The organism is Fulvivirga sp. (genome assembly GCF_040220315.1).
Lineage (GTDB): Bacteria > Bacteroidota > Bacteroidia > Cytophagales > Cyclobacteriaceae > Fulvivirga.
This window is the reverse complement of sequence record NZ_JAVJUY010000172.1, coordinates 1-22,939: the sequence shown is the minus strand read 5'-3', so window position 1 is coordinate 22,939 and position 22,939 is coordinate 1. Positions and strand designations below refer to the sequence as shown.

The 22,939-nt window shown below is 37.4% G+C and carries 21 protein-coding genes and 1 tRNA gene; 9 read left to right on the top strand and 13 right to left on the bottom strand.

Features of this window, described 5'->3' with window-relative positions; all coding sequences use genetic code 11:
* A partial coding sequence (locus RLO81_RS08380) for a TonB-dependent receptor domain-containing protein (protein ID WP_350109965.1) occupies positions 1-1,014 on the top strand: 1,014 nt, incomplete at its 5' end.
* Positions 1,015-1,073: 59 nt separating this feature from the next.
* Here RLO81_RS08380 and RLO81_RS08375 read toward each other — a convergent pair.
* The 4 genes from RLO81_RS08375 to mltG all read right to left on the bottom strand — a co-directional run bounded on the left by RLO81_RS08375 (position 1,074) and on the right by mltG (position 3,670).
* Positions 1,074-1,158 (bottom strand) — tRNA-Ser (locus RLO81_RS08375).
* A gap of 90 nt (positions 1,159-1,248) precedes the next feature.
* Positions 1,249-2,217 (bottom strand): YihY/virulence factor BrkB family protein, encoded by a 969-nt coding sequence (locus RLO81_RS08370; protein WP_350109962.1) that lies wholly within the window; start codon positions 2,215-2,217, stop codon positions 1,249-1,251.
* Positions 2,214-2,624 carry an acyl-CoA thioesterase gene (locus RLO81_RS08365; protein WP_350109959.1) on the bottom strand — a complete coding sequence of 137 codons (411 nt, stop codon included), beginning with the start codon at positions 2,622-2,624 and terminating at the stop codon, positions 2,214-2,216. The genes RLO81_RS08370 and RLO81_RS08365 overlap by 4 nt, the downstream gene beginning before the upstream one ends.
* Positions 2,624-3,670, bottom strand: a complete 1,047-nt coding sequence (gene mltG, locus RLO81_RS08360; protein ID WP_350109956.1) for an endolytic transglycosylase MltG — start codon at positions 3,668-3,670, stop codon at positions 2,624-2,626. The genes RLO81_RS08365 and mltG overlap by 1 nt, the downstream gene beginning before the upstream one ends.
* A 97-nt stretch (positions 3,671-3,767) precedes the next feature.
* On the opposite strand from mltG, the gene RLO81_RS08355 reads away from it, so the two are divergent.
* The 3 genes from RLO81_RS08355 to RLO81_RS08345 all read left to right on the top strand — a co-directional run bounded on the left by RLO81_RS08355 (position 3,768) and on the right by RLO81_RS08345 (position 7,665).
* Positions 3,768-4,397, top strand: coding sequence for an L-threonylcarbamoyladenylate synthase (locus RLO81_RS08355; protein ID WP_350109953.1), 630 nt, complete (start codon positions 3,768-3,770; stop codon positions 4,395-4,397).
* A complete protein-coding gene (locus RLO81_RS08350) occupies positions 4,390-5,022 on the top strand; it encodes a WbqC family protein (RefSeq protein WP_350109950.1) in 633 nt (210 codons plus the stop codon). Before RLO81_RS08355 ends, RLO81_RS08350 begins: the two co-directional genes overlap by 8 nt.
* 105 nt (positions 5,023-5,127) lie before the next feature.
* Positions 5,128-7,665, top strand: a complete 2,538-nt coding sequence (locus tag RLO81_RS08345) for an ATP-dependent Clp protease ATP-binding subunit (protein WP_350109947.1) — start codon at positions 5,128-5,130, stop codon at positions 7,663-7,665.
* Positions 7,666-7,865: 200 nt separating this feature from the next.
* Here RLO81_RS08345 and RLO81_RS08340 read toward each other — a convergent pair whose 3' ends face one another.
* The gene (locus RLO81_RS08340) at positions 7,866-9,947 is read right to left on the bottom strand and encodes a vWA domain-containing protein (RefSeq protein WP_350109945.1); all 2,082 of its coding nucleotides are present in this window, start codon (positions 9,945-9,947) and stop codon (positions 7,866-7,868) included.
* A gap of 192 nt (positions 9,948-10,139) precedes the next feature.
* Between RLO81_RS08340 and RLO81_RS08335 the strand changes: the two genes are divergently transcribed.
* Both RLO81_RS08335 and RLO81_RS08330 read left to right on the top strand, forming a co-directional pair.
* Positions 10,140-11,201 (top strand): sensor histidine kinase, encoded by a 1,062-nt coding sequence (locus tag RLO81_RS08335; RefSeq protein WP_350109942.1) that lies wholly within the window; start codon positions 10,140-10,142, stop codon positions 11,199-11,201.
* Positions 11,194-11,913: a LytR/AlgR family response regulator transcription factor gene (locus tag RLO81_RS08330; RefSeq protein ID WP_350109939.1), complete on the top strand. Its 720-nt coding sequence runs from the start codon at positions 11,194-11,196 to the stop codon at positions 11,911-11,913. Before RLO81_RS08335 ends, RLO81_RS08330 begins: the two co-directional genes overlap by 8 nt.
* Here RLO81_RS08330 and RLO81_RS08325 read toward each other — a convergent pair.
* Positions 11,910-13,175, bottom strand: a complete 1,266-nt coding sequence (locus RLO81_RS08325; RefSeq protein WP_350109937.1) for a replication-associated recombination protein A — start codon at positions 13,173-13,175, stop codon at positions 11,910-11,912. The two genes, RLO81_RS08330 and RLO81_RS08325, sit on opposite strands and share 4 nt — an antisense overlap.
* A gap of 41 nt (positions 13,176-13,216) precedes the next feature.
* Here RLO81_RS08325 and RLO81_RS08320 point away from each other — a divergent pair, with 41 nt between their 5' ends.
* A complete protein-coding gene (locus RLO81_RS08320; protein ID WP_350109934.1) occupies positions 13,217-14,107 on the top strand; it encodes a DMT family transporter in 891 nt (296 codons plus the stop codon).
* Positions 14,108-14,160: 53 nt separating this feature from the next.
* Positions 14,161-15,714, top strand: coding sequence for an SDR family NAD(P)-dependent oxidoreductase (locus RLO81_RS08315; protein ID WP_350109931.1), 1,554 nt, complete (start codon positions 14,161-14,163; stop codon positions 15,712-15,714).
* Here the strand turns inward: RLO81_RS08315 and RLO81_RS08310 are convergent, their stop codons facing one another.
* Genes RLO81_RS08310 through RLO81_RS08290 form a run of 5 tightly spaced genes read right to left on the bottom strand, consistent with a single transcriptional unit; the run spans position 15,715 to position 20,851 of the window.
* Positions 15,715-16,734, bottom strand: a complete 1,020-nt coding sequence (locus RLO81_RS08310; RefSeq protein ID WP_350109928.1) for a threonine aldolase family protein — start codon at positions 16,732-16,734, stop codon at positions 15,715-15,717. It lies immediately after the preceding gene.
* A gap of 41 nt (positions 16,735-16,775) precedes the next feature.
* The gene (locus RLO81_RS08305) at positions 16,776-17,459 is read right to left on the bottom strand and encodes an N-formylglutamate amidohydrolase (RefSeq protein ID WP_350109926.1); all 684 of its coding nucleotides are present in this window, start codon (positions 17,457-17,459) and stop codon (positions 16,776-16,778) included.
* The gene (locus RLO81_RS08300; RefSeq protein WP_350109924.1) at positions 17,438-18,697 is read right to left on the bottom strand and encodes a glutamate-cysteine ligase family protein; all 1,260 of its coding nucleotides are present in this window, start codon (positions 18,695-18,697) and stop codon (positions 17,438-17,440) included. Before RLO81_RS08300 ends, RLO81_RS08305 begins: the two co-directional genes overlap by 22 nt.
* On the bottom strand, positions 18,694-20,139 hold the full coding sequence (locus RLO81_RS08295) for a RimK family ATP-grasp domain-containing protein (protein ID WP_350109922.1): 1,446 nt from the start codon (positions 20,137-20,139) through the stop codon (positions 18,694-18,696). Before RLO81_RS08295 ends, RLO81_RS08300 begins: the two co-directional genes overlap by 4 nt.
* Entirely contained in the window at positions 20,132-20,851 is a 720-nt protein-coding gene (locus tag RLO81_RS08290) for a C39 family peptidase (RefSeq protein WP_350109920.1), read from the bottom strand. The genes RLO81_RS08295 and RLO81_RS08290 overlap by 8 nt, the downstream gene beginning before the upstream one ends.
* A gap of 57 nt (positions 20,852-20,908) precedes the next feature.
* Between RLO81_RS08290 and RLO81_RS08285 the strand changes: the two genes are divergently transcribed.
* Positions 20,909-21,472 carry an RNA polymerase sigma factor gene (locus RLO81_RS08285; protein WP_350109918.1) on the top strand — a complete coding sequence of 188 codons (564 nt, stop codon included), beginning with the start codon at positions 20,909-20,911 and terminating at the stop codon, positions 21,470-21,472.
* 19 nt (positions 21,473-21,491) lie between these two features.
* Here RLO81_RS08285 and RLO81_RS08280 read toward each other — a convergent pair whose 3' ends face one another.
* Positions 21,492-22,226: a hypothetical protein gene (locus RLO81_RS08280; protein ID WP_350109916.1), complete on the bottom strand. Its 735-nt coding sequence runs from the start codon at positions 22,224-22,226 to the stop codon at positions 21,492-21,494.
* Between the two features lie 64 nt (positions 22,227-22,290).
* Positions 22,291-22,939 (bottom strand): class I mannose-6-phosphate isomerase (locus tag RLO81_RS08275; RefSeq protein ID WP_350109914.1); only part of this gene is annotated, 649 nt, incomplete at its 5' end.

Here is a 22,939-nt window from a genome sequence, read left to right as displayed (position 1 = left end):
ACTATTGCTTATGCAGAAATGACCATGTACCCAAATGAGTCTGAACTGGCAAGTATGTTTATGCTGACCTGGCCAGACATCCATCGAAGTGTCACCGGATTAGAATTTAATCAGGGCGTACAGTTGAATACTAATTTTAATTGGTCTAATAATACCCGAGTTGAGTTTGGAAACACATTTATTTCCAGTGAATTTGGAGAGCAACAATTAAGTGTTTTTAATAAATCAGGTAAAGATGACCATGAAGAAGTATTGCTCAATGCGTCAACCCGAATTTCATACAGTAAAACACCAGGCATTGTTTCAGAAATAAGCATTGCCTATGGCGAGCGACTACCTTCTACCTCGGAGCAATTTGGCTTTTACTTGTTTAACAGGCAAGATGGCTTTGATTACCTGGGTGATCCTGATTTAAAGAAAGAAAGTAATATACATCTTGAGGTAAACCAAGGATGGGAAACAGAAAAGATTAAACTAAAAGGATCTCTCTTTAGTTATTTCTTTAACAACTACATTATGGGTATATACGACCCAACCCTTAGTAATATGACCATCGGTGCTAGGGGTGTAAAATGGTATGAAAATGTAGGCCGTGCGTCTATGTTCGGAGGTGAATTTAGCGGTAATTATAGGTTCAATAATGAATTATCACTTGCCACAGATGTGAAGTACGTTTATGGTGAAGATTTTGAATCAGATCCACTTCCTCAAATGCCCCCTTTGAAAGTGAATGTGTCATTAGATAAAGCATGGAAAGGATTTTTCTTCCATCCCGAAGTAGAATGGGCTGCCGCACAAAATCGAGTAAATGAAAAATTTAATGAGATAAAAACTCCGGAATATTTCTTGATACATTTAAAGGTGTATAAGGAATTTGACTTGAATAATACCAAACTTAAACTTACTACAGGGATAGAAAATATAACAAATACAGCTTATCGAGAGCACTTTGATATAGGTACATTACTACGGCCTGGTAGGAATGGATTTGTTCAGATTCAATACCAGTTTTAAAGCACTAATTGTCGTAAAATAAAAAAGCCAACACTACACAGTGCTGGCTTTTCGTTTTGCAGAGGAGGAGGGATTCGAACCCCCGGTACCTTGCGGCACGCTGGTTTTCAAGACCAGTGCATTCGACCACTCTGCCACTCCTCTAGGTCGATAAAATCGGGCTATTTCCCGATTGGTCTGCAAATGTATATGTTTATTTAATTATGGCAAACACTCCCATAATTTTTTTAACAGCTAATCTTCTCCGAGTATGGCTGTTTCCTTAATTCCGGTTAATCTATATGCCTGGTGTATACTGGCATTAATCTCATACCCCACAAGAAGAACAATGCTTAGTATTTCCTGCCAAATCATAAGTGCTATAAGTATCCCCAACGATCCATACAGCTTGTTGTAGGTTGCGAAATTAGATACGTAGAATGAAAACCCATAAGTAACCAGCATACAGAGTGCCGTTGCTATAAGCGATCCAATACTGAAAAATCGCCAATTATAATGCACAGCAGGACCGAAATAGTAGATAAAAGATATCGACAAAAAGAACACAATAAACAGGACAAAAAAACGAATGACAAAGAATATGATCACCTGGTAGCTTTGTATATCTAACCACTGAATATCATTTACAAAATTGACCATGATGTTACCAATAACTAAAAGTATAGAGGCTAAAATCAATGCAACGGCAAGCATTATTGTGAGGCCAGTGCCCACTAATCTTGTTTTAATGAAACTTCGTTTTTCCGTTGTCTTATAAACGGAATTAAACGCCTTCATGAGCGACATCATACCATTTGTAGCAAGGTATAACGAAAATATCGCACCGAAGGTAAGAAGCCCTCCCCTTGTTCTACCTACAATATCCTCAACGGTGGTGTAAATGGTGTCATACATACTTGACGGTAAAACTTCTCCTAAGAACACCAATATTGAATCTTTACTAACTTCAGGTATCACTTCATGGATATAAGGTGTTAACGTAAACAAAAATATAATTGCCGGAAATACAGAAAGCGTGAAATTAAATGCGACTGCATTTGCCCTTTCAATAATTTCATCTTTGGTTATTTTATCAATAAAGACCTTAATAACTTCATAAAGGGTGAGCCCCTCATATCTTTTAAATTTTATTCGCTTGAGCAGTGATATGAGTTGTTCATAGGCAGTAGAGTGAATGATATAATTGATAATCCGCTCTTTCATTTGTCATAGAATTGTCCTAAAACGGCTTCTAAATTTTCCGGCATTCTCTTAGGCCTACCCGTTTTGATATCTACAAATGCTAACAAAGTTTCGCCTGTATGGATTATTTTTTTTTCTTCATTCTCAATTTCATAATTGAATTTGATTTTTACAGCAGGCTTTTCGGCAATGATGGTGCGTATCGTCAATAATTCATCGTAACGTGCCGGGGAGATGTATTTGGAATGATTTTCTAATACAGGCATCATCACTCCGGACTTTTCTAATTGGCTATATGTAAAACCAAGGCTACGAATGCTCTCAGCACGTGCAATCTCATAAAACCGAGCATAGTTGCCGTAGTATACATACCCCATTTGGTCAGTATCGGCATAAGTAACTCTTATGTTGGTTTCGTGCTGAAACATTACTTATTATTCATTCTGGCCTTTCTTTGTTCAATCGAAAGTTGCCTTTGGTATTTGTTAGCATTATTGATATGCTCGCGCAGTGTTTCTGCAAAGTAATGATAGCCTGAAAAATCCTCTTTTGCACACATATAAATGTAATTGTGTTTTTCGTAGTTAAGCACAGCATCTATGGCATGTATTGGTGGCATATTTATTGGTCCGGGAGGTAATCCGGCATTCTTATACGTATTAAATGGTGAGTCTATTTCTTTATGAATATTAAGAACCCGCTTTATCGTAAAATCCTTTGCCGCAAACACTAATGTAGGATCAGCTTGAAGTGGAATACCTTTATTGAGCCTGTTTAAGTAAAGCCCTGCTATGGTTTTCCCTTCTGATTGCTTTACACTTTCAGCGTGTACTATAGATGCCAAAGTCATTACCTCTATGGGGGTCATATCAAGTTCTTTCGCCTTTGCCAAACGCGCATTGCTCCAAAAGTTTTTGAATTCCCGGTGCATTCTACTCATCAAATCATCTCCTGAAATATTATAATACACCTCATACGTGTTTGGAATAAACATGCTGATGATTGTATGCTCGTTGAATTCATCAGAAGATTGAATAAACTTTTCAAGGGCATTAGTAAACTCTTTTTCAGTCATCAAAAGGTTTTCCGTAAGCTTTGGAGCAAGCCCTTCTTTCAATCGGATATTGTTAAACGTAATTCTAACGGGTGTCTGAGTGCCTGTTCGAAGTAGCCTTATTACCTCAATATTGCTCATATTAGGCTGTATAGCATAACGGCCTGGCTTAATAGATTTATCATAATCCATTATTTTGGCCAAAAAGCTAAAGCTTACAAGATCGTTCACATAATTCTGATCGTATAATTTATTTTGTAATGATTTAAATGTCTCATCTTGCTCTATGAGTAGAATTTTCTTCTCGCCTTCAACCAAAAAATTTGGTGAAAAAACCATCTGATAGGCATAAAATGAAAATGATGAAAGCAAAATGGTGCCCACCAACATAAATACTACAACAAACTTCTTATTGTTCATTTCTTTTCAATTAAAGCGGCAAAGATAATTATTGTCATTAAACTGCTAATGTCATTTCTGCTCTATTTAAAACGCATTTATACTTAACTTTACAGCTATGGCGGCAGAATATTTGCAAATTCATCCGGATAACCCGGAAAAAAGAAAGATAGAACAGGTGGTAGAAATGCTCCGAGATGGTGCAGTAATAATTTACCCTACAGATACTATTTACGGTTTGGGTTGCGATTTGTTCAACAAAAATGCTGTAGATAAAGTGTGTAAAATTAAAGGGCTAAAACCAAAAAATTTCAACCTTTCATTCATCTGTAACGACATAAGCCAGGTTTCTGAATATACGAAACAAATTAATACACCTACATTTAAATTAATGAAAAAGGCATTGCCCGGGCCATTTACATTCATCCTGGAATCCAATAGAAATGTGCCAAAAATTTTAGGTACAAATAAAAAAACAGTGGGCGTAAGAATTCCGGACAATAACATCACCCACATGCTGGTTGATATTTTAGGTAATCCAATAGTTACCACTTCTATTAAAGATGACGACAAAATACTAGAGTATACCACTGACCCTGAAATAATCTATGAAGAGTATAAACATCTTGTTGATGTTGTTATCGATGGTGGTATGGGAAACAACATCCCTTCAACAATTATTGATTGCTCAGGTGTAGATATAGAAATTATTAGACAAGGATTGGGTGATATAGAAGCGTATGCATGATAGTATCCTGATCGAATCTCAGTACTTGCCTCCTATTGAATTTTTTTGTCTGATACATCAGTATAATGACTTGCACCTGGAAGTGCATGAGAATTTTCAGAAGCAGACCTATAGAAATAGGTGCTATATTCTTGGAGCCAATAACATTCAATGCCTAACCGTGCCTGTGATAAAAGCCAATAGCAAACAATCAATCACAGATTTAAAAATCGACTATAGCAGGCCATGGCAAAAAGAACACTGGCGCTCCATTAAATCTGCTTATGGCAAGTCTCCATTTTTCGAATTTTTTGAACCACATTTCAAGGATACTTTCCTAACCCCCCCTAAAAAGCTTTTAGACTTAAATAGCCAGCTACTGACAATATGTCTCAAATTACTAGGATTAAAAATTACAATTTCATCCACTACAGATTATGTTAAAACTCCCAAAAAGGGAATATTAGATGCTAGATCGCTTATCAATCCGAAAGAGGACTTCTCAAAAAGATCGATTTATATGCCAGAAAAGTATCTACAAGTTTTTGGCAAAGACTTTGTACCAAATTTAAGCGTTATAGATTTATTAATGAACGAAGGACCCAACTCCCTCAACTTAGTTACCAAATCTATCAGGACAGAATGAACAATTAAAATTGGGATTTCGTTAATAACCAATAATTACCTGTGTGTTAATGGTAATTATTTTTAAGAAATCATACATTTACATAGACACCACAATTGCTCAGTTATGGAAGCAAAATTTTCAAATAGGGTAAAAGAAGTAATATCGCTGAGTCGTGAAGAAGCCCTGAGACTCGGCCATGACTATATTGGCACAGAACATCTACTTTTAGGAATGATTCGTGAAGGTGAAGGTGTAGCCGTTGGTCTGTTAAAAAAGTTAGGAATATCACTAGATGAGCTGCGCAATTCGGTAGAGAAAGTTTCAAAAGGAACAGCTTCTCCAGATGTTAAAAACCTGGCAAATATTCCTTTGACTCGCCAGTCTGAAAAAGTGTTAAAAATCACTTACCTGGAAGCCAAGATTTTCAAGAGCCAACTTATTGGCACAGAGCATCTTCTGCTTTCTATTTTAAGGGACGAAGACAATATAGCGACTCAAATTTTAGAGAAGTTTGATGTAAGCTATGATGTAGTAAAGGAATTGTTAGAGTATCAAACAGACAATCCAATTGCCTCATCTGATACGGATGATCCGGAGGATGATTCTTCCAAAATTTTTGGATCAAGTTCTGGCTCAGGTAGCAAAGAAAAGAAAGGCAGCGAAAAATCAAGAACCCCGGTTCTGGATAATTTTGGAAGGGATTTAACAAAGCTGGCAGAAGATGACAGACTCGATCCGATTGTTGGACGAGAGAAAGAAATAGAACGCGTTGCACAGATATTAAGTAGAAGAAAGAAAAATAACCCTATTCTTATTGGGGAGCCGGGAGTGGGCAAAACCGCTATTGCAGAAGGTCTTGCCTTAAGAATTGTTCAGAAAAAAGTATCCAGGGTATTATTTGGCAAACGAGTGGTAACGCTTGACTTAGCTTCTTTGGTTGCTGGCACAAAATATCGAGGCCAGTTTGAAGAGCGAATGAAAGCAGTAATGAACGAACTGGAGAAATCTCCGGAAGTAATCCTTTTCATTGATGAACTACATACGATTGTTGGTGCAGGTGGCGCTTCAGGCTCATTAGATGCGTCAAACATGTTTAAGCCAGCGTTGGCCAGAGGGGAAATTCAATGCATTGGTGCAACCACTTTAGATGAATACAGACAGTATATCGAAAAAGATGGCGCCCTTGCCAGACGTTTCCAAATGGTAATGGTAGATGCTACCACTCCGGAAGAGACTATTGAAATACTGAACAACATCAAAGAAAAGTACGAAGAGCATCATCATGTAAACTATTCTGAAGAAGCTGTGCAGGCTTGTGTTAAACTATCTGACAGATATATTTCCGATAGATACCTTCCTGACAAAGCCATTGATGTGTTGGATGAAGCAGGTGCCAGAGTACACATTAGCAACATTCATGTACCTGATGAAATAATCAAGTTAGAGGCTGATATCGAAGATATCAAACACGAAAAAAACAGAGTTGTAAAAAGCCAGAAATACGAAGAGGCTGCACAACTAAGAGATAAAGAGAAAAAGCTTTTAGAGCAACTAGAACAGGCTAAAGTTAGATGGGAAGATGAGACTAAAAGCAAAAGATACGATGTAGATGAAGATAACGTAGCGGATGTAATTGCTATGATGACAGGCATCCCAACCAAGCGTATCGCTCAAAAAGAAAGTAATAAACTTCTTGGCATGAATGACCAATTGAACGGAAGCGTGATTGGCCAGGATGAAGCCATTAAGAAGTTAACCAGAGCAATTCAGCGAACCAGGGTTGGATTAAAAGATCCGAAAAAACCAATTGGTTCATTTATATTCTTGGGTCCAACTGGCGTAGGTAAAACCGAATTAGCTAAAGTACTTTCTACCTATCTTTTCGATAAGGAAGATGCGCTCATAAGAATTGACATGAGTGAGTATATGGAGAAATTCTCTGTATCTCGTTTAGTAGGAGCACCTCCAGGATATGTAGGATATGAAGAAGGTGGACAGCTTACCGAAAAAGTGAGAAGAAAGCCTTACAGTGTGGTGTTGCTCGATGAAATCGAAAAAGCACACCCAGATGTATTCAATATTCTTTTACAGGTACTCGATGATGGAATATTAACTGATGGATTAGGTAGAAGGGTTGATTTCAGGAATACTATCATCATCATGACTTCGAACATTGGTGTAAGAGATCTTAAGGACTTTGGCTCTGGAATTGGATTTGCGGCCGGTCCTAAGAAACATGATGATGATGCGATGAAATCTACCATCCAAAGTGCATTGAAAAAGGCCTTTAGTCCTGAGTTTTTAAATAGACTAGATGATGTGATCGTGTTCAACTCGTTGCAAAGAGAGCACATTCACAAAATCATTGATCTTTCATTAGCCAAATTATTCGAACGTATTTTATCGCTTGGCTACCATGTTGAGTTAACGGATAAGGCCAAAGATTTCTTGTCTGACAAAGGTTACGATCCTCAATATGGAGCAAGGCCGTTGAACAGGGCAATTCAGAAGTATCTGGAAGACCCTGTGGCGGAAGAAATTCTCAAAGGAGAAATGGAAGAAGGAGCTACCATTATTGCCGACCATGATGGCAAGAGTGAAGAGCTGAAGATTAAGGTGAAAAAACCTGGAAAATCAACTAAGAAAGAAGAAAAGGAATAGATTATTCTAAAAGAGAAATGAAAGCCATCCGCTAGCTAACGGATGGCTTTCTGCTTTTAATGTCATGTCGCATCCGCCAACTGGCGGAGAAGACATCTTTGCTACTGTATGAGGCGAATTGACTTGCATAATGGCTAAGATTTCTCCGTTACCACTCCGAAATGACTTCGTTGTTTTTTTGTTCAATGGATTACTATAAGCTAGTAACTCCCATGATACTTCCGAAGAAACCACTCAGTAGAAACGAGAATAAGGAGTAATACCAAAATCCATTCGAGATTAATGAAAGGCAAAAGCTGTTCCCTGCTGTGAATAATGCCTTGTGGCTGTTTCGTATTGATATATTCACTTAGTTGATCCACTTCATCAATTTTAAAGCTTCTACCGCCCGTTTGAGAGGCAAGCTTTCTAAGCATAGCAAAATCAGCTCTGTAATTCTGATTTTCCAATTGAAGTTCAGTTACAATAATTTCACCTCTTACTTCCTCTCTTTTCCCATTCAACTCAGTAGAAGCTACATAGGAAAATATTCCATCTTTAAGACCATTAATCACATACCTGGTATTATTCGGGTTGGTAATGTAATCATATTCAAACGTTTCTTTTTCCTGATTAGTCAGCACCAAGTCTATTTTCTGATCGAAAATTTCCTCATATAAATCGTTATACACCTCTGTTTCAAAAACGATATCTTCAGTATTGGAAAATTCATTCTTGATTGGATAGGCTCTAAATTTTCGCTTGTCATCTTTAGTTGAAAGGTATTGAACCAACTTGGAAACAAGCTCATTAAAGAGGTTATTGTTACCGTTATTGGCATAATCAGTAAGTTTCCATTTCCATAAGCCCTGGCCTAAGAAGACAGCTCGCTTCTTATCTCCTTCGGCCTTAATGCTAAGAAGAGGTCTACTTGTAGTAATATTGCCTACACGTTGATAAAGTAACGTGCTTGCCTCAGATTCTAACTGATAATTGCCGAAAGGGACAGAAATTGGAGGAAACTGATCGAAAGAAGATTGCAACTCATCGCTTAACTTAAAATTTCCAAAAGCAGGATTGAAGGCTGCCGTAGTTTTATCATAGTCGTCTGATGTGATAGATACATTTACAATCTGATTAAAATCGTTAAACCTCTTAAGGTTAACTTGTGGCCCAAAAAATATGAGTGCAGCCTCTTCTTTATCAACTACTTCCTGAAAAACAGATTGTCCAAACCGCTGTGCATCAGTTAACTGATGATAGATCACCAAATCGAAATTTTTAGGACTATTCTTAAGCCGCTCCATATCTTTTGGATTGCTCAAAATGTAGCTTTCAAATTCATAGTTAGAATTTGTTTCTATAGCCGATCTCAACGCTTTAATATCTGGATGCGGGGCGCCTGCTAATAAGGCAATTGTTTCTTTCCCTTCCACCACTTCTATAAAAGCTGATTTATAATTATTGGCGTAAGTAAGTTCATTCTCCTTTCGCGATATAGAAATTTCATACTTTTGATACCCACTTTCTTTGGCATCAACTAAAAATTTCACCTCCTGCAATTCTCCAGATCTGGATAATTCTAATCTTTGCTGGGCGATTCTTTGTCCGTTTTGAATCAGGTTCACATCAATTTGTTGGCCCGAGAATCCTTCATTCAAAATATTAACTACCACAGGAAATTTGTTACCCTGATAAGCCAGTCGATTAAATAATATGGAATGAATGCTTATATCTGCTTTTGGTAGTGTATCACCAACTAATAATGTAGATATCGGGAAACCGTACTCAGAAAAGGTAGGTGATACGCCTGAGTTATACATTCCGTCAGAAATAAGTAGCACTTCTGCTATATTTCTACCTTCATAATCGCTCTGAATCCCTTTAAGCAACTCTGATAGATCAGTCCTTTCCGAAGTAAAACGAATTTCACTTTGCTTTCCTTCTAGAGCACGTAGTTCGGTCTCGAAGCCTGATACACCTAGTCTATCTTGATTTTCTTTTATTTCATTGATTAATTTATTCAGTGCGGTACTATCGGTTGAATTGAGCATCGATTTTGAATTGTCAATGGCAATCACAAAGGCTGGAGCCTCTGTTTCATTGATTATCTGCCTGATGATAGGAGATACCAGAAGCGCACAAATAAAGCTTACTAAAATTCCTCTTAGTATTAGAAGAGCCAGATTCATGTTCTTGCTCCAAGGTCCTTTGCGTTGATATTGAATCAGGGCATAGGTGGCACCCAGCAATAAACATGGTAGTAAGAAAAGTGGATGATTTTCGAAAATTAATTCTTTCATGCTCTCCGTCAATTAACGGCAATTCTTCAATTAAGATATCTACATCACAATGCTAATCTATTTATAGAAGTGATGCTAGTGTAAATGGGAACAATTCATTGACACTTCAGGCTTAAAAACACGTTGTATGTCGAATTAAAAAATGATTAGCAACTTAGCACGTATTTTTGTGGTTATCTTATTCATAAGAATATGATTCAGGACAATTTAATATCGATTTATCAGAAGATACCGAGATGGCTCAAGCATGTCATTTTCTGGCTGATCTTTGTATCTTTTTTTGCACTGCTTTGGGGTAGTTTTAGTAACAAATATGACAAAGAGTTTATCTCTCAATTCATGTTTTTGCCTCCAAAGCTGCTTGCTTCTTATATTACGCTATATGTATTAATTCCAAGATTCCTTCTAAAAAATCAGATTGTTCAATTCTTTGTTTGGATTACGGCAGTGCTATTACTTTCGGGTTTTTTTAATTGGGCTATTGCCATTTATGTTGAGAACCCCGTGCTATATCCAAACGAAGACTTTGGTGGATTATGGAATCCTAAAAAGATTTTAAAATCAGCCACCTACATCTACCCTGTAGTTGTGCTTTGTAGCTTAATCAAGCTTTTTAAGCATTGGTATAAAAACCAGCAGATGGCACAACAGTTCGAACAGGATAAATTATCTGCAGAGCTTAAATTTTTAAAGGCACAGGTACATCCCCATTTTTTGTTTAATACACTTAACAATTTATATGCGCTAACCTTAAAAAGCTCTGAGAAAGCTCCCGAAGTGGTATTAAAACTTTCTGACCTGCTTAATTATATGCTCTATGAATGTAACACCGATAAAGTGCCACTAAAAAAGGAGATTGAGCTGGTAGAAAATTATGTGGAGTTAGAAAAGCTTAGGTATGGCGATCGTCTTGACACCTCTTTTAAGAAACAGATTGAAGGTGAGAATTATATCGCCCCGATGCTGATACTTCCCTTTATAGAAAATAGCTTTAAGCATGGAGTAAGTGGCGAAACAGAAAACTCCTGGGTAAGTATAGAGATAGTTGTAAAAGATGGTATTCTTACTTTAAAGGTAGACAATAGCAAGAGTTCTGAACTTACTAAAGATGAGCGCGAATACCGTGAGGGCATAGGGCTCAACAATGTGAAAAGGCGACTAGAATTGCTTTATGGCGGCAATTATGATCTCAAAATATTGGATACGGACGAATCTTATTTAGTGGTGTTAAAATTGGAGTTGAATAATGACTAAAGTAAAATGCATTATAGTAGATGATGAGCCATTGGCCATTGAAATTATTGAATCTTACTTGGAACGGCTCAATGATTTTGTGGTTATTGCCACCTGTAATAATGCCCTCAAAGCTTTTGAAATTGTACAAAAAGAGAAAGTAGACCTTATCTTTTTAGACATACAAATGCCCAAACTAACAGGCATCGATTTTATTAAAACCCTTAAAGATCCGCCAAAGATTATTCTAACCACAGCTTATCGCGATTATGCCATTGAAAGCTATGAATTGGATGTGGTTGATTATTTATTAAAACCTATTTCATTCGATCGGTTTCTAGTTGCTGTTCAGAAAATTTACAATGGCAATGTGCAGGAAAACGACCTTACCCATTTAGATATCAAAGATTCTGATGCCTATATCTACTTAAAAGCGGATAAAAAAATGGTGAAGGTTATGCTCGATGATATTCTATATATTGAAAGCCTGAAGGATTACATACGGGTAAAAACTAAAGAAAAAGATGTGATCAGCCATCAGAAAATCAGTTATCTGGAAGAGAAACTGCCAGAAGAATACTTCATGCGAATCCACCGCTCTTTCATTGTTCCTATACAAAAAATTACGAGTTATTCTGCCTCCTCTATTGAGGTGCCCGGGCATGAGGTGCCTATCGGAAGACTCTATAAAAATGATGTTTTAGAGAAACTCGGTAAAAGAAACCATATTTAATACCCGTATTTTTCTTTCCAAAGCGCTTTAAGTCGCTTTCTTAACTCTTCTTCGCGGGCATTTTTACCAGGATCGTAAAGCTTGGTATTCTTAATCTCATCGGGCATGAATTCAAATTCTACGAAATTACCATCGTGGTTGTGGGCATATTGATAGCCTTTGCCATAGCCTTCATCTTTCATTAATTGAGTGGGTGCATTTCTAATGGCCATTGGCACAGGTAGATCGCCTGTTTCTTTTACCAACTGCTGCGCCTTATTAATGGCCATATAACTGGCATTGCTCTTTGGTGAGCTTGCCAAATAAGTAACACATTGCGACAAGATAATTCTGGACTCTGGGTAACCAATCATAGTAACGGCCTGGAAGGCATTGGTGGCTATTACCAAAGCAGTTGGGTTGGCATTGCCAATATCCTCCGAAGCCAGAATAACCAAACGTCTGGCTATAAACTTCACATCTTCGCCCCCTTCAATCATACGAGCCAAATAATATACCGCAGCATTCGGGTCACTGCCGCGAATAGATTTAATAAATGCTGAAATTATATCGTAGTGCTGCTCCCCGGATTTATCATAAATAGCAACACGCTGTTGTGCTATCTCGATAACTGCCTCATCAGTTATCACTGGCTTCTCCCCTAACGAATCAGTGACCAAATCCAGTAAGTTGAGCAATTTGCGAGCATCCCCTCCCGAAATCTTAAACAACGCCTCTGTCTCCTTCAGTTTGATGGTCTTTTTCTTCAGTTTTTCATCATTGGAGATGGCATTTTCTACAAGTTTGTGTAGGTGATCTTTTGTTAAAGGTTTTAGTGTATACACCTGGCACCGAGATAAAAGTGCACTATTCACTTCAAACGATGGATTTTCAGTAGTGGCTCCAATCAATGTAACGATGCCCTTTTCTACAGCCCCCAAAAGTGCATCTTGCTGCGATTTATTAAACCGGTGAATCTCATCGATAAACAATATAGTATTCCTGATCTTTTTGGCCTTATCAATTACCTCACGTACATCTTTAACCCCTGCACTTACAGCACTTAACGTATGAAAAGGCCGCTTTACATGATTGGCAATAATGTTGGCAATCGTTGTTTTCCCTACTCCCGGAGGCCCCCACAAAATCATGGAAGGAATAACGCCCGAGTCGATGGTTTTTCTTAAAATACCTGATTTACCCACTAAATGCTCCTGACCAATTAACTGGTCAACAGTGGTGGGGCGCATACGTTCCGCTAATGGTAGATTACTGACAAACATGGAATATTGTAGGTACTAAGGTAAAAAATTAAGAACGCATTGTGATAGATTTGGCCGTGCCTAAAAACATTAAAGTTCATAGCGTTCTTTTCCTTGTAGCTCTTATTTATGGAGCCAATTACTCAATAGCAAAAATTGCACTGGGGGTTTACCTAGAACCATTTGGCTTTATCCTAATGAGAATTACAATGGCTACCCTTTTGTTTTGGTTAGTAAGTGCGTTCACGGGGCCTGATCCTATTAAAGACAGAAAAGACTATTATCTGCTCATTGCCTCGGCTCTTTTTGGTGTGGCTACAAATCAAATGCTCTTTTTTAAGGGGTTAAGCATGACTAACCCAATCAATGGCTCGGTGATTATGACTACTTCGCCTATTATGGTGATGCTCGTAGCCTATTTACTCGGAAGGGAAAAGCTAACCGTTATGAAAATTGTGGGTGTAATGGTAGCTGCTGTTGGTGCCTATCTTCTACTCACAAAAGATGGTGTTTCACTTAGCGAAGGCACATTTCTTGGCGATCTGTTTATTTTAATTAATGGAACCAGCTATGCCGTTTATTTGGTGATTGTAAAACCACTTATGGCAAAATACAAGGCTATTACAGTTATAAAGTGGGTGTTTCTTTTCGGTATATTTTTTACACTTCCTTTTGGTTTTGAGCAGTTATCAGTGGTTGAATGGAATACTATTTCAACTGAAGGTTGGCTGAGCATAGTTTACGTGATTTTGGGAGCCACCTTCACTGTGTATTTATTAAATGTCTGGTCGTTAAAACACGTAAATTCTTCTGTGGTAGGTATTTATATTTACTTCCAGCCAATCATATCTACCATTGTGGCCGTTTCTTTCAGAGGTGATGAGCTATACATTACAACGGTTGTTTATTCGCTTTTAATTATGCTTGGAGTTTATCTCGTGAGCCGTTTTTAAGTATTGAATTTGATCATTTTTTATAACTAATTTTGCTGCTCAATAAATAGAAAATGATAGTGTTTGAGGAAGTAGCAAGTGGGTCTAAATTAACAGCTGAGGAAATTGAGCAATGTATTTCAATTCTTACTAAGCTCAATTCAGATACAAATCAAATATTCGATATTCCGAAAGACAGAAGACTGGCTTTAGTTATGGCTGCGGGTTTATTTTCGCGCCCGAGCAGGGAAGAGTTTTTAAGGAGAAAGAAAGAAGCTAAGAAAGCTGAGAAGAGAAAAATTCGCCTTAAAGATAAAAATGCCCGAAATGGAACAGGAATTCGTTCTGCACGGGAGGCCGTAGTTTTCGAAGCACCTAAATTAATATCTCTTACGGGTGTAGATTCCAAAGTAGTTGAATTAGAATCACCACGAAATTGCTACGTGTGTAAAACTATTTACACTCGCTTACATCACTTTTATGATACCATGTGCCCTGAATGTGGTGATTTCAATTATGCCAAGCGCTTTCAGACGGCCGATCTGACTAATCAGGTAGCATTAGTTACCGGGTCTAGATTAAAGATTGGGTACCATATAACTTTAATGATGCTGCGTGCCGGAGCAACGGTTATTGCCACCACACGTTTTCCGGTCGATTCTGCTATTCGATTTGCAAAAGAACCTGATTTTGGTGATTGGAAAGATCGACTGAAAATTCATGGATTAGATTTAAGACATATACCCAGTGTTGAGATTTTCTGCAATTACATTGAGCAACAATACGACAGACTGGATATTTTGATAAATAATGCGGCCCAAACTGTGCGAAGACCTGCTGGTTTCTATCAGCACTTGATGCTCAATGAGTCTAAAAATTATGATGAGCTTTCTTCAGATGTGCAGGATTTATTAGTTGATCATAATATGTGCATAAATGAATTGAGAGCATTAAGTGAAGGCTTTACTGAAGGCCAGAAAAACTTACCTGTGAGCTGGCATGGCAAGCAGTTAGGAGTTGGAATTAGCGATTCTGCCAGGCTATCTCAAATACCCTATAGCATTGACAACTCCTTAAAACTTGAAGAGGTTTTTCCTGAAGGAAAACTGGATGCTGACCTCCAGCAAGTTGATCTGAGAAAAACCAATAGTTGGCGTTTAAAACTCGGTGAGATTAACACAATAGAAATGGTAGAAGTGCAGCTGGTAAACGCTATTTCCCCTTTTGTGCTCTGTAACCGACTTGCTGACCTAATGAAAAAAGAGAATACCGGGCAGAAGCACATTATCAATGTTTCTGCAATGGAAGGTAAGTTTCATAGGTTTCATAAAGAAGATCGCCATCCGCACACGAATATGGCCAAAGCAGCTTTAAATATGATGACACATACTGCCGCTTCAGACTTTGCTAAATACGGCATTTACATGAATGCTGTTGATACGGGTTGGGTTACAGATGAAGATCCAGCTGAATTAGCCAAAAGAAAACAAGATGTTCATGACTTTCAGCCACCATTGGACATTGTCGATGGTGCAGCCAGAGTACTTGACCCATTATTTGATGGAATCAATACAGGAAAACATTGGTGTGGGCAATTTCTAAAAGATTATCGCCCGATTGACTGGTAATTAAATCTTTAAATTTTTAATTATCTGTATTGCCTCTTCAAGCATGTTGTCGTCAAAATCAAGGTGAGTTACCAACCTAATTTCTCCAGGGCCAAAAGGAACAGCCAATAATCCTTTTTGCTTAAAATGGTCAAGTACATTTTCATTTGTTTGGCTAGAGTTAATTTTAAAAATTACAATGTTCGTATCAACCGGCAGAACTTCCTCCACAAATGAAGCCTTATTTAGAACCTCGCCAAGTTGTTTAGCTCGGTGATGGTCTTCAACTAATCTATTAACATTATTATCCAATGCATATAATCCGGCTGCAGCCAAATAACCTGCCTGACGCATTCCACCTCCTAAAAACTTACGAACCCTTCTGGCTTTCGTTATATATTCCTTCTTACCTACTAAAACAGAGCCTACAGGAGCTCCTAAACCTTTGGATAAACACAAAGAAATGGTATCAAAATACTTTCCGTATTCTGTTGGATTTTCTTTTGTCTCAACCAACGCATTAAATAATCGCGCTCCATCTAAATGTATTTTTAAATTATGCTTTTTCGCAACTTGATTTAGGGACTTGATTTCATCAAGCATATAAATTGAACCACCGCCTTTATTCACCGTATTTTCCAGCGATAGTAATGACGTGATGGGGAAATGAATATCATCAGGATTAATTGCCGCTTCCACATCTTTTGGGTTGAGTCTACCTCTATCGCCATCCAATAACCTGAAAGACAAGCCACTGGTGCCAGCCACACCTCCTCCTTCATATTTGTAAATATGTGATCCTTTGTAGCAAATTACTTCTTGGTACGGCTGAGTGAGTACATGAACACCAATTTGGTTGGTCATAGTGCCGGATGGGCAAAAGATACCAGCCTCACAACCGAACATTTTTGCTGCTTTCTGTTCTATGGCCAATACTGATGGGTCTTCCCCAAATACATCGTCACCTACCTTGGCAGACATCATGGCATCCAGCATTGCTGGGGTTGGCTTGGTTACTGTATCACTCCTTAAGTCAATCATTTTGAAAAATTAATTGAAATTAAGGCAATCTGAAAATCAATTTATGCCAATGACTGAACCAGGCCTTTTTTAATATCGCTCCAAATGGGTTGTTGAATGTACTTCTGGTTGACCTCCAACTCAATTCCTAAGTAAGAAGTCTGTGGGAATTTTGTTCTTAAGTAGGTGGTAAACCCATCATCAGCGCCATTATAAGGCATATTGATCATGACCAGCAAGGATGGAAATATAATGGATAATTGCTCCTTCCATTGTTCGGAAAATTTCAATTCAGATTCAATATTCTCATCGCAAAGAATTCCTATATCAACCAATCGTTCCAGACCATTTAAAGATGGAGTAAAAGTGTGAAATGAAAGGTGAAGCACGCTATGGCCCTCTTCCACCCATTCAGAAATCTTCCCCTCAATTTCGTTTCTATACGGATGATAGTATTTCTGTTCCAGTAATCTTTTGTCTTTTTCGGCAAGCACCGTGCTATACTTAGAAAATAAGTCCGGTGTATTGAGTGACCTGTTCATTTCAATAAGTAATCTCGATACCTTCTGGTAATATAAAGGCACATCCAGATTGCGGGCGGTATATTTTGCTAAATCAAAAGAACCAGGGTCAAAACCTTTATGACTTGTTAAATCACCATTCGCTTCATTAAAAAATGAGGCATACATAGATGGTATAATATGATCAGCATGCTCACAACTGATCAAAATTTTTCTTGTAGACATACCTCAAAAAGTTCATTGTTATTTAAGCAATCACTTAACTCTCTATAAACTAACCTGATATTATCTATTCCATACTGACCATCCAGCGCCTTTACAATGCGTGATGCAAGCGTGCCATTTTCAAGTATAAATTCCAAAGTCGGTAAATAAGGATTGATCATATCTGGGTAATAGGTTTTTGTTAAATCCAGAATATGACGCCACAGTTCTGAGGCACTACATTCATTTGATGACATGCCAAATACGTTTAAATATTCGGCATTGGTGATTCTAGCATTCTCACACTCAACAATGGTTTTTTGAAGTATCGCATTTAAATCTTCTGTCTCCCAAATAAGTTGGTTATGAAGAACGCAGGTCTTTTCTTCAACCAGCATTTTCAAGGTGGCAACAATTAGAGACACGATAGCCAAATCAGCTTGTGGGCATTCCTGAATATCCATAATTCGGATTTCAATGCTTCCCCTGTCAAACCGGGCAATTGCACCCCTTGAGTTGACCCATATTGGATCAAGAATATTGTCTTCGTTGTATTTGGCTATATCGTGAGCTATTTTATCATAAATAACTTTATGATACTGCCTTTTAGAGAATACACGCTCTGGAATTACTTTGCCTGTGATGGAAGGAATCACCCTTTGATTCTTTTGATAATAGTCCATACGCTTATCCAGCATACCTGTATTCTTCCCTCCCAGTACTGGCGAACTTGCCGCTATTGCGGGAATTATTGGAAGAATCAATCGTATTGCTGCATGAAGAGTCGCAAATTCCTCATCATCATAAAAGGGAAGGTTTATGTGCGTACTTTGTAAGTTCGACCAACCGTGCCCTTTGCAATTGAACATTTTATTATAGCGCTCATAAACCTCGTTATTGTCGTGTGGCCATAGTTTGGCTTCAGTCTGAGGATCCATAAATGGGTGCGCGGCAGTGGGCAATAATTGGGATTCAAATTCTTCTAAAAGGGTATTAATGTCTTTTACATTTTTGTGAAAATGTTCATTTAACGAAACAAGATCAGGATTAGGAGTTGTACACTTTAATTCTACTACATGCATTACCAGTTCATTACACCAGGTAATCTCACCTCGTTCAACATCGCTTACGTAAGAACCCATAACCGACTTAAATAAGGTATCTGTTATAGGGTTAACACTTAAGCTATCTTTTTTTGCAATCATGTATTCCAGCTCAATTCCATAAGCCTGGAATAAGTGTAATCGTTTCGCACTCATTTCTTTTCTAATCTTTCAACAAACGTTTCCATTATTTTAGTATACAATGCACCCTTTAACACCTTATCCTCCACACCTGCATCAATGTTTGGGTTGTCATTTATTTCAATGACAAAAAATTTACCGTTGTTTTCCTTTATGTCAACTCCGTATAAGCCCTTTCCAATAAGCGAAGTTGCTTTTAAAGCCATATCAATTAAAGCTTTAGGCGCATCTTCTACTGCCAATGTTTCACTTTTACCATCTTTGGGTTCATCGGCCTGTTTCCAGTTGATAATTTGCCAGTGATTTTGAGCCATAAAATACTTGCACACATATAATGGCTTGCCATTCATAATACCTACCCGCCAATCGTAAGTAGTGGGCATAAATTGCTGTGCAATAAGCAATTCTGACTTTTGAAAGAGTTCTTTCAATGTTTCTTTTAACTCTGCTTCATTGGCAACCTTTTTTACTCCTTTTGAAAAAGAACCATCTGGCTGCTTAATAACCAAAGGATACCCAAAATGGCTCGGCACAACGGGAGCATCCTTTCTGATAATATAACTTTCCGGCACAGGTATTTTATTTGCTACTAGCAGCTCATGTAAATACACTTTGTTCGTGCATCTTAAAATTGAGCCAGGATCATCAAATACAACCAGGCCTTCTGCTTCGGCTTTTTTAGCAAACCTGTACGTATGATGGTTCACGTTGGTGGTTTCCCTTATAAAAAGCGCATCGAATTGTACGAGCTTACCAAAGTCGTTTTTGGTAATTATTTCTGTATTAAAGCCCAATTTATCAGCCGCAGCAATAATTTTTTGCAAAGCCTGCGGGCCGGATGGTGGGTAAGGATCGTCTGGATTAATCATTAATGCCAGATCATATTTTTTACGGCTGTATTGCTTTCTTACAATTCGTTTTCCAGTAATGTAAAAGTGCAAGGCCTCCTGCAGTTTTTTAATAGATCCGTCATTCAAATCTTTTAAATGCAAAGGTTTAAGCGAATGAAGCTGCCATTTTTCCTTTTTTGAAAAATTTGCCTGAATAATCGGAACCTGAAAGAGATTGAAAAGTAGAATCCCCAATTTAGAAAACTGCGGGTTGTCTACTTGTCCAAAAAAGATATTAATTGAAACTTTGGCTTCTTCAACATTCTTTAAACTATTTTGAATTAGCGTGTCAAATTCCTCAGCATCATCTTTAATTAATGATGGAAATCTAAAATCCTGAAGTGTAGTAATTTCAGGAATAACCTTATGCGACCTGGCTTCAGCCAAGAGTGACACATAATAACCTAAACTTTGGTATTGATGTGACCTGCATAAGTTAACAATCTTAAAAGCTCCTTTATCCTGATACTCCGGTTTACTAAAATATTCTGAAGGGGAAATAACTGTTGCCCCTTCAGCAGTAATTTTCCATTTTTCCGGATTTTCGGTTATGATGAGTTTAGGCATAAATATTTTTTGGATGAATAATTAACAAGTTAGCATCATAAGTCATAACTCCAAGCATTATGGAGTTAATCAACTTATGAAAAGATACTTTATAATATTGTTTTTCGCTTATAGGGTTGCTCTCTAATGGATCAGCTACAAACGCTTCCTTCTGATCAAACCCATTAATTACTACAAAATGACCACTCGGCTTACCTCCTAAATCATCAAATACAATTTCAAAATCACCTCTTTCTCTAGGGCTATCGTACAAATAGGTCGCACTTAAACCTGTGAGTATCGGAACACCTGTATTTAAAATTGATTTTAGCAAACCGGGTGTTAAGTCATGAAATTTAATTTCACCACCATTACTTAAAAACTTCAAATAAGCTTTTGACGCTGTTTTTAACCTTTTATCCTTTGGCTTAACAATCAATTGTTGTTCTAATTTTTTGGAGATATTGGTCTTCCCATCAAACCAGGAAGGGTCAAACGTTGATAAATTGTACGTATAAATAGTTACTTTATAACCTCTGGCTAGTGCATGATTACCCAATAATACACCAAGTGTACCACCAGACCTCAACTGTTTTACTTCAGAAATAACATCTGAAAGAGCAATATTATCACCAAAATAATTATATACTGCCTGAAGACATGTAGGCCCGCAAGTGACATCGTCCGGCTGCTTTTTAATATTGAGTGATAATGGATTTGCTGTTTGTAGCATTAATTTTATTAACTTTTAGTATTAAGTTAGACGCAGACCCATAGAAAAGTCACACAGATGATTAACAAGAATTTGAGCGATGAACAGATTATTTACGTACTTCAGAAAGAAGGCAATAACCGATATTTCACAATTTTATCTGAGCGATATGAAAATAGTATCATAAAAAAATGTAAGTCGTACGTTAAGGATGAAGATACTGCCGAAGATCTTTGCCAGGAAATTCTTCTAAAGGTTTTTCTAAAACTTAATAGTTTTCAAGGCAATGCAAAATTTTCTACCTGGTTGTTTTCAATCATCCATAATACATGCATAGATTATTTAAGAAAGCACAAGAAGAACGTTTCTAAGATAATAACCGATAAAATGGTTGATGAAGTGGCAGATTTAATTGAAGGTGTTGATGAATTGCCCGATGAACTATCTGAACAAATTCTCTTTGAATTAATGGATAATATCTCTGCAGAAGACCGATTGTTGCTACTACTCAAGTACAAAGAAAAGCACTCTATTAAAGACATCCAGCTAAGCCTTCAGCTTTCAGAAAGCGCAATTAAAATGCGATTAAAAAGGGCCAAGGATCGAATTAATAAATTATACCTTGAACAACAAAAAGGGTGAAGTTTCCTTCACCCTTTTCTTATCTACTCTTAGATTTTATGTCTTTAATTTTATCTGATGCTTGGGTATTTCCCATTTTTTCAGCCTGCTCAAAATAGGATATGGCTTCGTTTAATGTTGCCTGTTTCTTTTTTGGAGCAAGTTTAGTCCGTGTGGCAGCCAAATAATAGGCCTCGCCTTTTGCAAAATACGCTTCTGATTGTGTTAATTCTGCCAGTTTCACAAGTTCCTGCACTTTGGCCTCAATTAGCTCCAATTCTTGTTTTTTAGTCTCAATAAGTTGATTCTTCTCTATTATTTCCAGATTTTGAAGGTCTACCTTAGAAATTAACCCCTGATTTTCTTCTTTATACTGATCAACCAACAAATTAAGTTTTACCAGTTCATTAGCCTTTTCAGCAATCTCCTTTTCGTATTTTTTAATCATTGAAGTATACGTGGTGTTAACTTTCGATAAATCCATGATTTTTTTACCCGCTGCCTGAATGCTTTTTTGGATGTCAAGCATTTTCTTTTCGTAGTCATCAGGGTTTATGCCCGTTTCAAGATTAATACTTAAAGCAAGCTTATCTTTTTCAATCTGATCGATGATCGTGGTAAGAGCAATTAGCTTTTCAGCCACAACTTTGTCATTATCAATCTGAATTTTTAGTGAATCAATCTGAGATAATAATTCCGAATTTTCGTTTTTTAAATCATCATTGCACGAAATAGCAGCTACCGCTACTAAGAGTGCTATAAAAATCTGTTTCATACTTTGTGTCATTTTACCATCTGACGATAAAATAACTAAAGGTCACTGTGTAATTAAAAAATAATTATTCGATGTACGATTCCAGAAGCAAACTTTGCTCTAATGGGCTTAGGGATGCCGATTTGAACATGGCAGGAAGTAGATAAACGTCTCCGGGTTTCATTGTTACCTTACCAGCTTCAGTTGAAAGCAATACCTCTCCTTTAAGGCATACATAAATAACAAAGCTGTCCAGTGAGTTGTAGTCCCTGATGATTGTAGTATTAAATTTTAGATTGTTAGCCGTAAAGTGCTCACATTTGGCAAGGTTGGCTAGTTGATTTAATTCCGAATTATAATTGGTTTTCCCGTTAGAGGTGGGCTCAAAGTTTAATACTTCCAGCGCTTCAGCTATGTGTAACTCGCGCTTTTCCCCATTCAGATCTTTTCTATCAAAATCAAAAATACGATACGTGATATCCGAAGATTGTTGTATCTCAGCGATTACCATCCCCTCACCAACATTATGAATTCTACCAGCCGGCATAAAGTACACATCCCCTTCTTTCACCTGCTCAGAATTTAAGATATCTTCTATTTTGCCTTGTTCCAGGTAGTTACAGAACTCTTCTTTGGTTACTTTTTTATTGAACCCAGAAATTAAATGTGCTCCATTTTCAGCATGTAAAATGTACCAAAGCTCTGTTTTGCCATGAGAGTTATATTTTTTGGCC